Below are 14,108 nucleotides of genomic sequence, written 5' to 3'. Positions count from 1 at the left end.
TAATGGAAAGTAAATACTTACATTCAGGAAGCATAAAGGATGATTAACATGAAAAAAGATGAAACAAAAAAGAAGATAACAAAAGCTACAATAGAACTGCTTAAAGAAAAAGGCTATAAAGGTACTACCACTAGAGAAATTGCAGAACAAGCTGGCGTTAATGAATTGACGGTTTTTCGCCACTTTGGCAATAAAGAAGGCATTATTCAAGCTATTGTCAAAACAAAAAGCTTTTCACTTGAGATTTTTGATAAATCAATTGAATGGGAGCTTGAAAAAGATTTGACGAATTTCGGTTACCTGTTACTAAAAGACTTTGATAATAACCGAGACATGATTTCAATTGCTTTAAAAGACCCTTTAATTTTCTCACAGGCGCACGAGGAAATTATAAAAAAAATTAATGATACGAAAAAAATATTAAAAGAATACTTTGAAGAAATGCAAAGGAAAGGATATATCAAAGAATTAGATTGCTGCACACAAGCAGAGATTTTCCTAAGTACGTATTGGGGATATTTTATGTATAAACTAAATTTTGGAGACAAAGCCTTACATGCGGATTATCAAGATATGATAAAAAACAGTATAAACACGTTTATAAAGGGAATTTCTCTCCACTAAAAGGAGGCATTAATGTTTGGGTAAACATAAAGAGCTTATCTTGATTATTTCATTGCTAATTGGGACATTTCTTGTACCAATTAATTCAACCATGATTGCCGTTGCTCTATCAACTATATCAGCTCATTTTAATGAACCACTTGCAAATATTTCGTGGGTAGTAACTATTTATTTGATTGTAATGGCTGTTACTCAGCCTATCGCTGGAAAGCTAGGAGATTTGTACGGAAACAGAAATATCTATTTATGGGGCGTAGTGTTCTTTCTTATAGCATCTTTAGGATGTATATTTTCAACTAATCTCATTTCCCTTATTATTTTTCGATCACTGCAGGCAGTAGGAGGAGCTTTACTCACCCCTAACACGATAGCCATCATTAGATATGTGGTGCCAAAAGAGCGGCTTCCTAAAGTTTTAGGTGTATTTGGAATGGGAATGGGATTGGGTGCTGCAATTGGACCATTGCTAGGGTCTGTATTGCTTGAAAACTTCAACTTGGAAGCTATATTCTGGGTGAATGTGCCTTTTCTTTTCTTAGCTTTAATCAGTGGCATAGTTATGATTCCTAAATCTAATGTAAAAAAACAAGCAAGTACTTTAGATATTCAAGGTTCCATCTATTTAGCCATTAGTATTTCCTTATTGATTTTATTAACACACGGTATGGAAATTACTAAGGCTTTAATAATGGGATTAGTATTTGTTTTATCTTCATTCTTGTTTATCAAAAGAGAAAATACGGCAGAAAACCCGATTATCAATTTTTCTTTGTTTAAAAATGCCACCTTTACAAGCGCTAATTTGTCTATTATGCTTAGCAATTTTGTTATGTATGTGATTTTATTAATTATGCCGCTGTTAATGAAGGCTCAATTTCACTTATCTACAGCACAAACGGGTATTGTTTTATCGGTTTTTTCGATTTCAATGTCTTTAAGCGGCTGGATAGGAGGATTGTTAAACAATAAGTTTAGTTCTAAAAAAGTGATTGGATTTTCTTTTGCTATGATCATTGTCTCTACTATTCTTTTTCTATCTTTAGAGAACGTTGGATCTATTCTTTTTCTTATAGTGGCTTTAATTATTGGAGGTTTTTCGACCGGAATAGGTTTAACAAGCATGCAGGTTGCCTCGCTAGACTCGGTAAGCAAAGAGCAATCTGGTACAGCCTCTGGCATTTATTCAACGTTTCGTTATTTCGGAAGTATTATTTCGTCCACGCTTATTGCTCTTGTTACAAGCTACAACTCCATCTTCATTATTTTAGGGTTATCGGGGGTAGTAGGTATACTAGTAGCTAAAAACATTAAATCTGGTAGCCAAGACATGATAAGCAGCAATAATTCCAGTGCAAAAGCATAGTTGTTTTTTGATAAAGCTTTTGGTTATATATGCGATTTACTAATTAATCAATAAAAAAAGTACTGCTTCTAAAATAGGAGCAGTACTTTTTTTGCTTAAAAACCTTAGAAAAAACAACACACGAATTTACAAACCGACTTGTTTCAAATAAAAAAATTCTAATAATTCAATCTTGTTATTGACGAACTCGCATTTCAGATGTACACTTAAGTCACAAAGCTACTTAGTATACAAGTTACCTAAGTGTACTAAATTATATGTTAATGGATATATCGTTTAGAAAACAGCAAGTCATAAATTAATGAGGTGACTAAAATGAAAGAAATTAGTATTGAAGAATTAAAAGGAAAAGCCATTCAATTAAGAAAAACAGCTCTTACAATGATTTATGGAGCACAATCTGGCCATCCAGGAGGTTCACTTTCTGCAGCTGATATTATGGCAGCGCTTTATTTCAAAGAAATGAATGTTGATCCGCACAATCCTAACTGGGAAGATCGTGATAGATTTGTTCTTTCTAAAGGTCACGTTTGTCCCATTCAATATTCCGCTTTAGCTTTACGAGGATTCGTTCCCTATGAAACGATATACACGCTAAGAGAATACGGTTCTCCGTTTCAAGGGCATCCAGATATGAAAAAGTGTAAAGGTATTGATATTTCAACAGGCTCACTAGGACAAGGACTTTCGTGTGGCGTAGGCATGGCAATTGCAGGGAAACGAGATTTTAAAGACTACCGAGTTTTTTCTTTAGTAGGAGACGGAGAATGTCAAGAAGGACAAATTTGGGAAGCTGCTCAAACAGCAGTTAAGTACCAATTAGATAATTTAATTGTATTTGTAGATAATAACAGACTTCAAATTGATGGATTTTGTGATGAAATTATGCCATTACAAGATTTAGAGAAAAAATTTGATGCGTTTGGTTTTGAAACAAAGCGAATTAATGGACACTCCATGGAAGAGATTGTAGAAACATTGGATGAAGTAAGAGTAGCGAAGAATGGAAGACCAAAATGTATCATCTGTGACACGGTAAAAGGTAAAGGAGTTTCGTTCATGGAGGATGTAGCTGATTGGCACGGAGTTGCTCCTAATGAAGAACAATATCATCAAGCAATGGAAGAAGTAGCAGGAGGTTTAAGATAATGAGCATACTAGAAAAAGATCTTACAGTAAAAAAAGCTACGAGAGAAGCCTTTGGAGATGAAATCGTAAAATTAGGGAAAGAAAATAAAAATATTTATGTCATTGATGTCGACATTGCAAAGTCGTGTAAAACAGTAAACTTTATCAAACAATTACCCGACCAGCATATTAATGTCGGTATTGCAGAGCAAAATGCAGCTGGGTTAGCAGCTGGACTTGCTACGACTGGTAAAATCCCTTTTGTAAGCACTTACGCGGTTTTTGGTTCGTTAAGAATGCTTGAACAAATTAGACAAGAAGTCTGCTACCCTAACTTAAATGTAAAGATTGCTTGTTCACACGGTGGTCTAACGCCAGCTAACGATGGCGGAAGTCATCAGGCTATAGAAGATATGGGTGTATTAAGATCGGTTCCAAATATGACCGTCATTATGGGAGCTGACTATTATTCTACTAGAAAGCTAGTAGAACAAGCTGCGAAAATATACGGACCTGTATATCTTCGTTTTACTCGCGATACGGTTCCCATGATTTACGATGAAAATGAAGAGTTTACAATTGGAAAAGCCAAGAAAATTAAAGAGGGAAGCGATATCGCTATTATTGCCAACGGCGATACAGTACGACTCGCTTTAGAGGCAACGAAAGAATTAGAGAAACAAGGCATATCTGTGAAATTACTAGACATGCATACGATTAAGCCTTTAGATCGAGAAGCAGTGGTTGACTGCTTAAATATTGGAAAAATCATTACGGTTGAAGATCACAATATTTTAAATGGCCTTGGCAGTGCCGTATGTGAAGTAGTTGCGGAAGAAGGAAAAGGTACAGTTCGAAGAATTGGTGTACAGGATCAATTTGGGCAATCTGCGCCTTATGAAAAACTATTAGAGTTAAATGGAATTACTGTAGAAAATATTATCAAAACAGCTAAAGAACTGATTTAAGACTAACTAAATTAAATAGAAGAAGCTAACAAGATGGGGGAAATATAATATGTTTGATTTAAAAGAGAGAGTAGCAATTATTACTGGTAGCGGTTCCAAAAAAGGAATTGGACGTACAATCGCCCTGACACTTGCAGAGCAAGGAGCGGCTGTTGTTATAGCAGATATCAATTTTGATGGTGTACAGGATACAGTCAACGAAATAAAAGAAGCCGGTGGCAAAGCCTTGGGAATAGAGCTAAATGTAACAAGTAAGGATTCTTGCGATGCGATGGTTAAACAAACACTTGAAGAATTCGGCAGAATTGATATTTTAATTAATAATGCAGGGATTTCTCAAAAGGTTACCGTTCAAGATATGACGCTTGAAGACATTACAAAAGTGTTTAACGTCAATATGTTTGGGTTGTTTCTATGTACGCAAGCAGTATTAGAAACAATGAAAGATCAAAAGTATGGTCGAATTATAAGCCTGTCTTCTGTTTCGGCTAAAAGAGGTGGAGGAGTGTTTGGGGGACCTCACTATTCGGCATCTAAGGCAGCAGTATTAGGTTTTTCAAAAAACTTAGCGCGCGAGGTAGCTTTAGATGGCATTACGGTTAACTGTGTAGCTCCCGGACTCGTTAATACAGAAATTTGGAAGTCTCTCCCTGAAGAAGATGCAAAGTCTGTGATTGATAGTATTCCTATGGGTAGACCAGGTGAAGTGAAAGAAATCGCGGCTACAATTGCCTTTTTAGCTTCAGAAGAAGCTTCGTATATTACAGGAGAAGAAATTGATATAAACGGTGGCTCACATATGGATTAATATTCAAGTTCGTTATACAGGCATGCCATTATGGTATGCCTGTATAGCTGTTTATTGATAAAATCATTAGCAAAATGAAAAACTCACTACATAAATAAGGATTTTTTTGTTAGAAGATGCTAGGCTTGTTGCCCCTAAAAATAGAACAGTATATAATAATTATGTCTACTTAATTATGAATAAAATGAGTTAATAATTATAGAGAGAAGTGATTTCCATTAGTTTTAATCCAGTTTCCAATAATAAATTATATATTCAAATTTATAATCAAATTCTTTCTGAAATTCAATCTGGCGCGTTCCAAGTGGGAGATAAACTCCCTGCTGAAAGGGAGCTGTGTGAACAATTCGGTGTAAGTCGAGTGCCTGTTAGACAAGCCCTTAGCGCACTAGAATTGAACGGTTTTATTTATTCTCGTCAAGGAGAAGGTGTATACGTTAAAGAATCTCAAACAGAAGCTGGAAATTCTCAATCCACATTTTTGATGGAATCTGCCTCCCCTGAAGACATTGTTGAAGCAAGAATGAACATAGAACCTCTTATTGTACGCTTTGCAGCTTTGAGAGCTACAGAAGAAGACATTAAGGAACTGCGTGCAACAATTAATAAGATGGAGGAAGAAACGAACGCAGGCGTGTATGTACCAGAAACGGATGAAGCCCTACATAACGGCATAGCCAAGGCCTCGCATAATGATTTATTTATTAGCATTATGGCAGCTATCAGCAATGCAATGAAGCAGCAGGAAATGTGGAAGTTTATAAGAGATCGAACAGTAACGAAACCTGACTATAGAGAAGTTAATTTTAATGAGCATAAATTACTTATTAATGCAATTGAACAGCATAATGAAGAAGAAGCTGTGAGAATTATGAATTTTCACATGCGAAATTTATATGATCGTTATTGGAAAGCCTAATTCCAACTGACTTTCTATCAAAAGCATATTAAATATGAAGTTAAAAGGCAGCTAAAGTGCAGCTGCCTTTTTTGTGTTAAAAAAACCGCATAAAGCAAGCACTTTTCTATAATGTCAAAATACGCATTCTTCTTCTCTTCTAATAAAATTCAGAAAATGTTTAATTTAATAATTATATTGACAATTGTTAGGTATGTAAGTACACTGTTTATATAAGGTAACTTAGTATACAAGTAGCTAAATTAATAAAACGGAGGTAATGTGAATCTTAAAATTCATTATTTTTAAGCTTGATATTTTTTGAAGAGATTAGCAGAGGGGCTCAAAAATGTAAGCGTTTTTTATCGTTACTGTGCATTACAAATATTTTGGATTATTAGTATAGAAAGTAGATTTATAATGCTTTTATATCGCTAGTAAGGTTTTGTTGTACGATATTTTCTAATAGTTCTTACTTTTTTAAATGATAAATAATACAGGGGATACTTCGCTTTTTCATTTTTTACATCCCCATATGAAAGGGATTACAGAAGTAGGAGCTAGATTTACTTAGACTTAGAAATAGATTAATCATCTTTTATATCAACCACTAATTCTTTCTGTCAATTAGCCTAGGGTAAATACTCGGGTCAAAGACCAAAGAACACGAAGAGGAGAAAGATGATAACCCAGGGGAGGAATTATTTTGGATTCAATTAACTTAGAACGTTCAACTACCAAAAAAGTAACGTTGAGGCTCATTCCATTTCTATTTTTATGTTTTACCATATCTATACTTGACCGAGTAAATATTGGGTTTGCTGCATTACAAATGAATGAAGATTTAGGTTTTTCTAATGCTGTTTTTGGATTAGGAGCAGGAATTTTCTTTCTTGGCTATTTCCTTTTAGAGGTACCTGGCAGTGCTATGATGACAAAGGTCGGGGCTAGAAGATGGATTAGTAGAATCATGATTACATGGGCAGTTATTGCTATTTTAATGGCTTTTATCCAAACACCATGGCAGTTTTATACAGCAAGATTTCTTTTAGGAGTTGCTGAAGCTAGCTTTTATCCTTGTATGGTCTTTTATCTAAGTGGTTTTTATCAAACAAAACATCATGCAAAAGCAATTGCCGGATTTATGATTGCGATCCCTGGTGCTAATGCAATAGGATCTCCTCTCTCTACTTACTTATTAGGCATTGACTGGTTAAACATGGCTGGATGGCAATGGCTTTTCGTTTTGGAAGCGATTCCAGCTTTGATCTTAGGTGTGATATGTTTCTTCTATCTTGACGATAAGCTTGAGGATGTCAAATGGCTGACGAACGAGGAGAAGAAATGGTTAATCGACGTTACAACAAAAGAGAAGTTAGAAAAACAGGAAGCCAAACACTATACATTTGCTCAGGCCTTAAAAGATCGTGACGTCTTAACCTTATCCCTAGGATACTTTTTCTGGATGGTTGGCTACTATGGCATCGTCATGTTTTTACCGACAATTTCAGAAGGTTTATCTAAAACGACTTCTCTTAGTACACATGCGATGGGCTGGATTTTAGGGTTAATGTATGTTTGTGCAATGGTAACCATGATGTTGGTTAGTAACCACTCTGACAAAAAAAATGAAAGACGTTTTCACGTCGTTGCTTGTTTAGTAACAAGTGGCGTGGCATTAATTATCAGTAGCTACGTTGCAAATACGAACATTGTTTTATCGTTTGTATTCTTGACGATCAGTCTTTGCGGAGCGTTCGGAGCATATTCTCCGTTTTGGGCAATTCCACCATCTTTCTTAACAGAAGCTGCTGCTGCAGGTGCTATTGCTCTTATCAATAGTATTGGTAATCTAGGCGGTTTCTTCGGACCGTATATTGTGGGATACATTAAAGATCTAACAGGATCTTTTAATGCTAGTATGACATTTTTAGGTATTAGCATGTTTGTAGCGTCCTTTATCGTAGCCTTTTTACTAAAACAGTCAGGAAGAGCTATTAAAAAAACCACAGTCGATCGATTAGAAAAAACTAGTTGATTCTTGTTTGAAAGAAATGTGTAGTACTAGAAGTGGCCGGCAATTAGTTTCTAAGACTGTCGGTCAACTTTCTTACATGGATAAGAATAACAGGGGTGTATGACAATGATGAAGCTAGGAGTTTTAACAAGTGGCGGAGACGCTCCAGGAATGAATGCTGCTATTCGAGCAGTAGTAAAAACAGCTGTTTATCACAACATGGAGGTAATGGGAATCGAGGGTGGTTACCAAGGTTTAATAGAAGGTAAACTTTATAGATTAACCTCTACGGATGTAGACTATATTGCGGATAAAGGAGGGACATTTTTAAAAACCTCCCGGTGCCCAGAATTTATGAAAGAGTCGGGGAGAATAAAAGCTTTAAGTATATTAAAAGATTATGGAATTAATCATTTAGTAGTAATCGGCGGTGAAGGCTCTTTTAAAGGAACACAAAAATTACATCAGTTAGGTGTAAATGTCATTGGTATACCGGCAACGATTGATAATGATTTATCTTACACAGATTATTCACTTGGATTTGATACTACATTAAATACGATATTAGAATGTCTTGGTAAAATTAAGGATACAGATTTATCTCATGAAAAGACTACGATTGTAGAAGTTATGGGAAGATATTGCGGAGATTTAGCCCTGTACTCTGCTTTAGCGGGAGCTGGAGAAATTATCTCGACACCGGAAAGAAAATTAAGTTTTGAAGAGATATGTTCCAAGCTGAACAAGAAAATCAAAAGTGGCAAAAAAGATAACCTAGTTCTAATTACTGAAAACATATACGATATTCAAGACCTGAAAAAATATGTTGAGGATCAATTAGATATCAGCGTAAGGACGAGTATATTAGGTTTCATCCAAAGAGGAGGGCAGCCATCCGCATTTGATCGTATCTTAGCAAGTAAAATGGGGATTACAGCAGTAGAACTATTACTTAAAGGGTATTCTGGTAGGGCCGTAGGAATTAAAGAAAATGACTTAATCAATGTAGATATTGAAAAAGTTCATTCGAAGTTATCTAGTAATGATGATAAATACAGCTTACTGGATACCATTCTAGCTTAAGCACATCTTTTCTATCATACAATGGTTTATCAAACTAAAGATAAAACGAATTTGTCTTTAAAGAAATGTATTTGAATACAAACGAATTTTTCTAATAAAAAGGAGGAAATAGCTATGAATAAGCAGGTTAATGTAAAACAGGGAACTATCGTTTGTCAAGTATGTGGGAAAGTTATTGAGAATGTAGACAACTCTGAAGGGGTTAAAACATGGTACGGGAAGTGTTCTGAGGATTGTTCTAGGAAATAACGTATCAGGAAAAGAGACTCAAAAATCATTAGAATTTTAATTAAGACTATAGATGAATGAGGAGAGTAATCTTATGAAAGTTATAATTGCTTCAGATCATGGCGGAATAAACATTCGTAAAGAGATTATCAATCTGCTAGATGAAATGTCCATAATATATGAAGATTTAGGCTGCGAATGCAGCAGTTCAGTCGATTATCCGGACTATGCGATTCCAGTTGCCAAAAGAATAGCGAATGGAGAAGCCGATTTTGGAATTTTAATCTGCGGTACAGGGATTGGGATGAGTATTGCCGCTAACAAAGTAAAAGGAATTCGTTGCGCACTCGTTCATGACGTTTTTTCAGCTAAGATGACACGTGAACACAACGATACGAACATTTTAGCCATGGGGGAACGAGTAATTGGGCCAGGTTTAGCCCGCGAAATCGCGAAGACGTGGTTATCAACTCAATTTGTTGGGGGGCGTCATGAAAATCGCATCTGTAAAATTACAGAATACGAAAATGTATCAGAACCTTCTCTTGAAAGAAAATAAAGACAGAAAAGGCAAGAATCAATCTGATTCTTGCCTTTTCCTATTACTTCACTTACTGATATGATGATTACAAATCTTATCAGAATAGCAAAACTAACTATTCCAATTCCCATACCAGTTAACCTTCCGTAAAAGCAGCTTATTATGACAACACTGAGACTAATTCTTTTGCAATTAAAATGGATGTAATAAAATATGCCTGATTTATTCTTGAGAGCTAAAGAAGTTTGTTTGCTGATGAAGAAATTTGCACGGTTAGTATCTATATATAGGAGGAAGCAAGCATGCAGGGTAAAACGATGATAACAAAAGTTATGGCTTACATAACTAGATTCAATGATCCCTATACAGAGTTACTAGTTTGCGAACATAGAGATTATCCAGAAGCAGGAGTTCAAGTTCCAGCAGGTACTGTAGAAGAGGGAGAAACAATTGAAGAAGCTTTATATAGGGAGGTCAAAGAAGAATCTGGATTAGTGGAGTTTTTATCGGTGAACAAAATAAAAACATACGTCTATCATCATGAAAGTAAAAGTCAGTATCATGAACGACATGTTTTTCATTTAGAAGTTCAAGAAGAAACGGCAGAACGGTGGGAATATAAGGTGAATTCTGAAGGGGAAGATGCAGGATTAATCTTTTTCTATTATTGGGTTCCTGTTGGAGCTGTTCCTAAACTAGCTGCAAATCAAGATGACTGCATTAATCAGTTATTCGTATAGTTTTGAATTTACTCATAAAAGAAACATGCATTTAAACAAAAAATAAAACCGATTTTCATATTATATTAAACCGTCCATAAGGAGAATAGGAAACATGCTTAACCAATTAAAGTTGTGGGCTAAAAAGTTAAAAAAGCAGCTATTTATCTTATACTTAGCTTATAAAGATAACCGAGTATCTTGGTATACCAAAGTATTTACTGCTTGTGTGGTTGCATATGCCTTCAGTCCAATCGATTTAATTCCTGATTTTATACCGGTTTTAGGCTATATTGACGATATAATCATTGTTCCTTTAGGAATTATGCTTGCTTTAAAGATGATACCTAAAAATGTAATAGAGGACTGCACAATAAAAGCAGAAGAGCTCATTCAAAATGAAAAACCTAAAAATTGGGTTGTGGGTTCAATTATTATCATAGTATGGCTACTTATTTTTACGTGGAGCTGTTTTACTGTTTTTAAGTTTTTAAACTGAATGTACTCTTACAAAGAAAAAAATATATTAGGTTTACTATCGATCGTTATGATAAAAAATGGTAAATGATATATACAATTGAAAGGAGTACATTAGAACACATGCAGCAAATTGATATTCAAGAAAAAAAATAGACAGAGCTCTCTTTCAATGTATTTCCTCCATATTTATCTTAAAACAGAAACAAAGATTGTACCTTAGCCCATAATTGATAACCATAGGTATCAATTATGGGCTAAGGTACCTCTATGCCTTTTGAAAAAATGTTCAGGTTAATGGTTTTTTTATATAAATTATATTGATTTACAATTAGAAATAAAGGTTGAAATCAAGCTAATAATCCATTTGTTTAGTACGGTTTTTTTACTATCCACTTTTTAGAGATGTAGTGTAAGAGAAAGCCTCTGTACTGATTTATAATATAGTAGCTAGCAATATAGAGTATACTTCCAAATAAGAAGCTGTTAAGAATCATGCCTGTTAAAAAATTCTTTCCTACTTTTGCTCCTAGTTCTAGTCGATTATCTAAATCTTCATCTGTATTCTGAAGTAAAGTTTGATCAAGATCGATTGGGAATATATATCCTCCAACTACTGTATTCAAGTAAAACATCAACGGAAAGGCCCACATAAAAAACATTCCACCAATGAGTCCTGCTATGCTGTTTCCTTTACATAATTTAGCTAAACCTACGGATAGTATAATGCCAAATCCAAAGGTAGGAACAAAGTTCACAACAGAACCTAGACTAAAACCTAGCGCAACTTTATGTGAATGATCTTTTAATCGTAATAGTTTAATAAGTAAGTATTTAAACCGGCGCTTCAAACCCGCTATTTTGCTCACATTATTCCCCCTATCCTTTACCATGCAGCCTCTATTTTTCTTTTTTATGTTCACAATTATAAAAAGGTGCTTTATTGTATGAAAGATTTAGCGGTATATATGTAAAACAGTAAGGTCAAAGAATAGTAACTTTAACCATTATAAGTATATTTATACTTTATATGACAAAACAAATAATTACCTCCTAATAAATCAAGTGATTTTTATAATTGTCACAAAAAATTCATAAATGGGTTGTTTCTTTTCTATTTCTCCCTGCTAAAATTTTATAGTCAAGAACAAGAAAAATATAACATCGGGGGATATACTTAGTGAAAAAGATAATTTCTTCATTAGCTTTATGCTCATCATTGATTGTTTTACCAACAATAAGCCATGCAGCTTTAGGGGACAAGCTATTAAAAGAAGGTATGACAGATCCAGACGTAAAAGAATTACAGGATGTTTTAAGACAGAAGGGCATATTTTCAGCTACTTCGACTGGCTATTTTGGTTCAATTACAAAAGATTCAGTTCTAAGCTTTCAGCGTTCTCATAGTTTAACCGCTGATGGAATGGTGGGACCTAATACATATCAAGCGTTAATAGCTAATTCAACAAGTGCGGTTACAAGCAGTACACTTCTGAAATATGGAATGACTAGTAATGAAGTTGAAAAAGTACAGCAGCTGTTAAAGGAAAAAGGTTACTTTAACGCCACACCAACAGGCTATTTTGGCACAATTACTCAAACTGCCGTTATGAATTTCCAACGGGATCATGGCTTAGCTGTGGATGGAATAGTAGGTCCAGCTACTTTAAATGCCTTAAATAACGCATCTACTAGCGCCACTGGTTCTTCAACTGTTAATAGTTCAACGCAAGCGACAGCTAGTGATATTGTGGCTTATTCTAAAAAATTCATAGGGGTGCCATATGTTTGGGGCGGAACTTCTCCAAATGGTTTCGATTGCAGTGGTTTCATTTATTATGTATTTAAAAATGGAGGTGGAGTAACTGTACCGCGAACAGTAGCCACCTTGTATCAGTCAGGAAAAAGTACATCTACTCCGAATATTGGAGATATCGTATTCTTCGATACTACTGGAGGTCCTTCACACGCTGGAATTTATATTGGAAACGGGCAGTTTATTCATGCTGGAAGTTCAACTGGTGTAACTATTGCATCGTTAAGCAATTCTTACTGGGCACCTCGTTATTTAGGAAGTAAATCTATCCTCTAATAGATTACTAGTAAAAAACACAGCAATTCTAAGCAGCTGCTTGATTATTATTTATGTAAATAAAGTAAAAAGTCCTGATATATAGTCAGGACTTTTTATTATAGCCACCAGTTAGCCATTCAAACGTTAAACATTCCTTATATAAGCTTGTTCCATTGAGTGGCTTTGATAGGTTTGAGTGTATGTGGTAAACATCGAAACATTGGTAAGTATTCCTGCAGCAAGCATTAACAATGTCAGCGAAGAACCTCCAAAGCTTATAAAAGTTAGGGGGACACCGGTAATAGGAAGAAGGCCCGTGACAGCTCCAAGGTTTACAAATACTTGAACAGCTATCATAACGAAAATATTTAGAAAGAATGTTTGTTAAAGTTTTACCTTCTAACTTTTATATAAAAGCTGTGATTACTTGCAGCGCGCAAAATTTTTTTGAAGATTACCTTTTTATTTTTATGAATATTGAGCTTTATGATACGATATGAAGTGAACTTTTTAAATGAGGGTCTATATGCAAAAAATTAAAGGTAAAAGAGTAAAGATCAGTATATTCATGCTGGGATTAGGGATGATTTTTTTCCTGTTTGCCGGGAAAGAGCTTGTAGTGAACGAAAAGCCTGTAAAATCTGACGTGATTATTGTGTTAAGTGGTGATAATGATCGACTGGAGAAAGGAATTGAATTATATAAAAAAGGATATGCGTCTCATTTGATCCTTTCGAATGGTCAAGAGAATAATTTTTATCATCAAGCCAAAGACTCTGGAATACCTGAGGATTCAATTATATTAGAAAATCACGCTACAAGTACTACGGAAAATGCTAAATTTACAAAAAAGCTAATGATGAACTATCACTTTCAATCTGCTATCGTTGTTTCTTCAAACTATCATATGAAAAGGGTAGAAAAAAACTTTAATAAAGAATTTGAGGATACCCAAATACAATTAACCTATTGTTCTAGTGGAAGTCGTTATTATAATCCACAGAGATGGTGGGAAACTGCTTTAAATAGAAAAGTTACTTACACAGAATACGTCAAACTTATTGGCAATTATTTTGGTTTTAGCGGAAAGAAATCTAAAGAATTATTAAGAGAATTTATTTAACAAAATAGCAAAAAGTCCATAGGGAATGCCTCTATGGACTTTTTGCTATTTGAAATT

The 14,108-nt window shown here is 34.7% G+C and carries 16 protein-coding genes; 14 read left to right on the top strand and 2 right to left on the bottom strand.

The window, feature by feature from the left end; translation table 11 throughout:
- The first annotated feature begins 48 nt into the window (after nt 1-48).
- From ACRPLQ_RS18490 to ACRPLQ_RS18435, 12 genes are all read left to right on the top strand, one after another.
- Complete coding sequence (locus ACRPLQ_RS18490; RefSeq protein ID WP_432236215.1) at nt 49-624, top strand: TetR/AcrR family transcriptional regulator; 576 nt, start codon at nt 49-51, stop codon at nt 622-624.
- A gap of 16 nt (nt 625-640) precedes the next feature.
- Complete coding sequence (locus ACRPLQ_RS18485) at nt 641-1,987, top strand: MFS transporter (protein ID WP_047751287.1); 1,347 nt, start codon at nt 641-643, stop codon at nt 1,985-1,987.
- Between the two features lie 297 nt (nt 1,988-2,284).
- Nucleotides 2,285-3,136: a transketolase gene (locus tag ACRPLQ_RS18480; protein ID WP_051137098.1), complete on the top strand. Its 852-nt coding sequence runs from the start codon at nt 2,285-2,287 to the stop codon at nt 3,134-3,136.
- Entirely contained in the window at nt 3,136-4,083 is a 948-nt protein-coding gene (locus ACRPLQ_RS18475; RefSeq protein WP_048018606.1) for a transketolase family protein, read from the top strand. Before ACRPLQ_RS18480 ends, ACRPLQ_RS18475 begins: the two co-directional genes overlap by 1 nt.
- A gap of 49 nt (nt 4,084-4,132) precedes the next feature.
- Nucleotides 4,133-4,891 (top strand): SDR family NAD(P)-dependent oxidoreductase, encoded by a 759-nt coding sequence (locus tag ACRPLQ_RS18470; protein WP_034265135.1) that lies wholly within the window; start codon nt 4,133-4,135, stop codon nt 4,889-4,891.
- Between the two features lie 208 nt (nt 4,892-5,099).
- The gene (locus tag ACRPLQ_RS18465) at nt 5,100-5,810 is read left to right on the top strand and encodes a FadR/GntR family transcriptional regulator (protein ID WP_432236214.1); all 711 of its coding nucleotides are present in this window, start codon (nt 5,100-5,102) and stop codon (nt 5,808-5,810) included.
- A gap of 685 nt (nt 5,811-6,495) precedes the next feature.
- A complete protein-coding gene (locus ACRPLQ_RS18460; RefSeq protein WP_221817559.1) occupies nt 6,496-7,827 on the top strand; it encodes an MFS transporter in 1,332 nt (443 codons plus the stop codon).
- A 105-nt stretch (nt 7,828-7,932) separates the two neighbouring features.
- Nucleotides 7,933-8,889 (top strand): 6-phosphofructokinase, encoded by a 957-nt coding sequence (gene pfkA, locus ACRPLQ_RS18455; protein WP_165635750.1) that lies wholly within the window; start codon nt 7,933-7,935, stop codon nt 8,887-8,889.
- 114 nt (nt 8,890-9,003) lie between these two features.
- Complete coding sequence (locus tag ACRPLQ_RS18450) at nt 9,004-9,138, top strand: GapA-binding peptide SR1P (RefSeq protein ID WP_107917869.1); 135 nt, start codon at nt 9,004-9,006, stop codon at nt 9,136-9,138.
- Between the two features lie 73 nt (nt 9,139-9,211).
- Complete coding sequence (rpiB, locus tag ACRPLQ_RS18445; protein WP_099330801.1) at nt 9,212-9,676, top strand: ribose 5-phosphate isomerase B; 465 nt, start codon at nt 9,212-9,214, stop codon at nt 9,674-9,676.
- 284 nt (nt 9,677-9,960) lie between these two features.
- Nucleotides 9,961-10,398 (top strand): NUDIX hydrolase, encoded by a 438-nt coding sequence (locus ACRPLQ_RS18440; RefSeq protein ID WP_063246960.1) that lies wholly within the window; start codon nt 9,961-9,963, stop codon nt 10,396-10,398.
- A gap of 94 nt (nt 10,399-10,492) precedes the next feature.
- Nucleotides 10,493-10,876, top strand: coding sequence for a YkvA family protein (locus tag ACRPLQ_RS18435; protein WP_028413889.1), 384 nt, complete (start codon nt 10,493-10,495; stop codon nt 10,874-10,876).
- Between the two features lie 349 nt (nt 10,877-11,225).
- Here the strand turns inward: ACRPLQ_RS18435 and ACRPLQ_RS18430 are convergent, their stop codons facing one another.
- Nucleotides 11,226-11,723 carry a DUF2062 domain-containing protein gene (locus ACRPLQ_RS18430; RefSeq protein WP_099330803.1) on the bottom strand — a complete coding sequence of 166 codons (498 nt, stop codon included), beginning with the start codon at nt 11,721-11,723 and terminating at the stop codon, nt 11,226-11,228.
- 311 nt (nt 11,724-12,034) lie between these two features.
- Here ACRPLQ_RS18430 and ACRPLQ_RS18425 point away from each other — a divergent pair, with 311 nt between their 5' ends.
- Nucleotides 12,035-12,946, top strand: coding sequence for a peptidoglycan-binding protein (locus ACRPLQ_RS18425; protein WP_033578555.1), 912 nt, complete (start codon nt 12,035-12,037; stop codon nt 12,944-12,946).
- A 126-nt stretch (nt 12,947-13,072) separates the two neighbouring features.
- Here ACRPLQ_RS18425 and ACRPLQ_RS18420 read toward each other — a convergent pair whose 3' ends face one another.
- Nucleotides 13,073-13,294, bottom strand: a complete 222-nt coding sequence (locus tag ACRPLQ_RS18420; RefSeq protein WP_335577401.1) for an FtsW/RodA/SpoVE family cell cycle protein — start codon at nt 13,292-13,294, stop codon at nt 13,073-13,075.
- 160 nt (nt 13,295-13,454) lie between these two features.
- On the opposite strand from ACRPLQ_RS18420, the gene ACRPLQ_RS18415 reads away from it, so the two are divergent.
- On the top strand, nt 13,455-14,051 hold the full coding sequence (locus ACRPLQ_RS18415; protein ID WP_028413886.1) for a YdcF family protein: 597 nt from the start codon (nt 13,455-13,457) through the stop codon (nt 14,049-14,051).
- Nucleotides 14,052-14,108: the final 57 nt, after the last annotated feature.

The organism is Priestia sp. TRN 1309, assembly GCF_050846875.1.
Lineage (GTDB): Bacteria > Bacillota > Bacilli > Bacillales > Bacillaceae_H > Priestia > Priestia zanthoxyli.
Note: the sequence above shows the minus strand (reverse complement) of the source record. Positions and strands in the feature narration are given on the sequence as shown.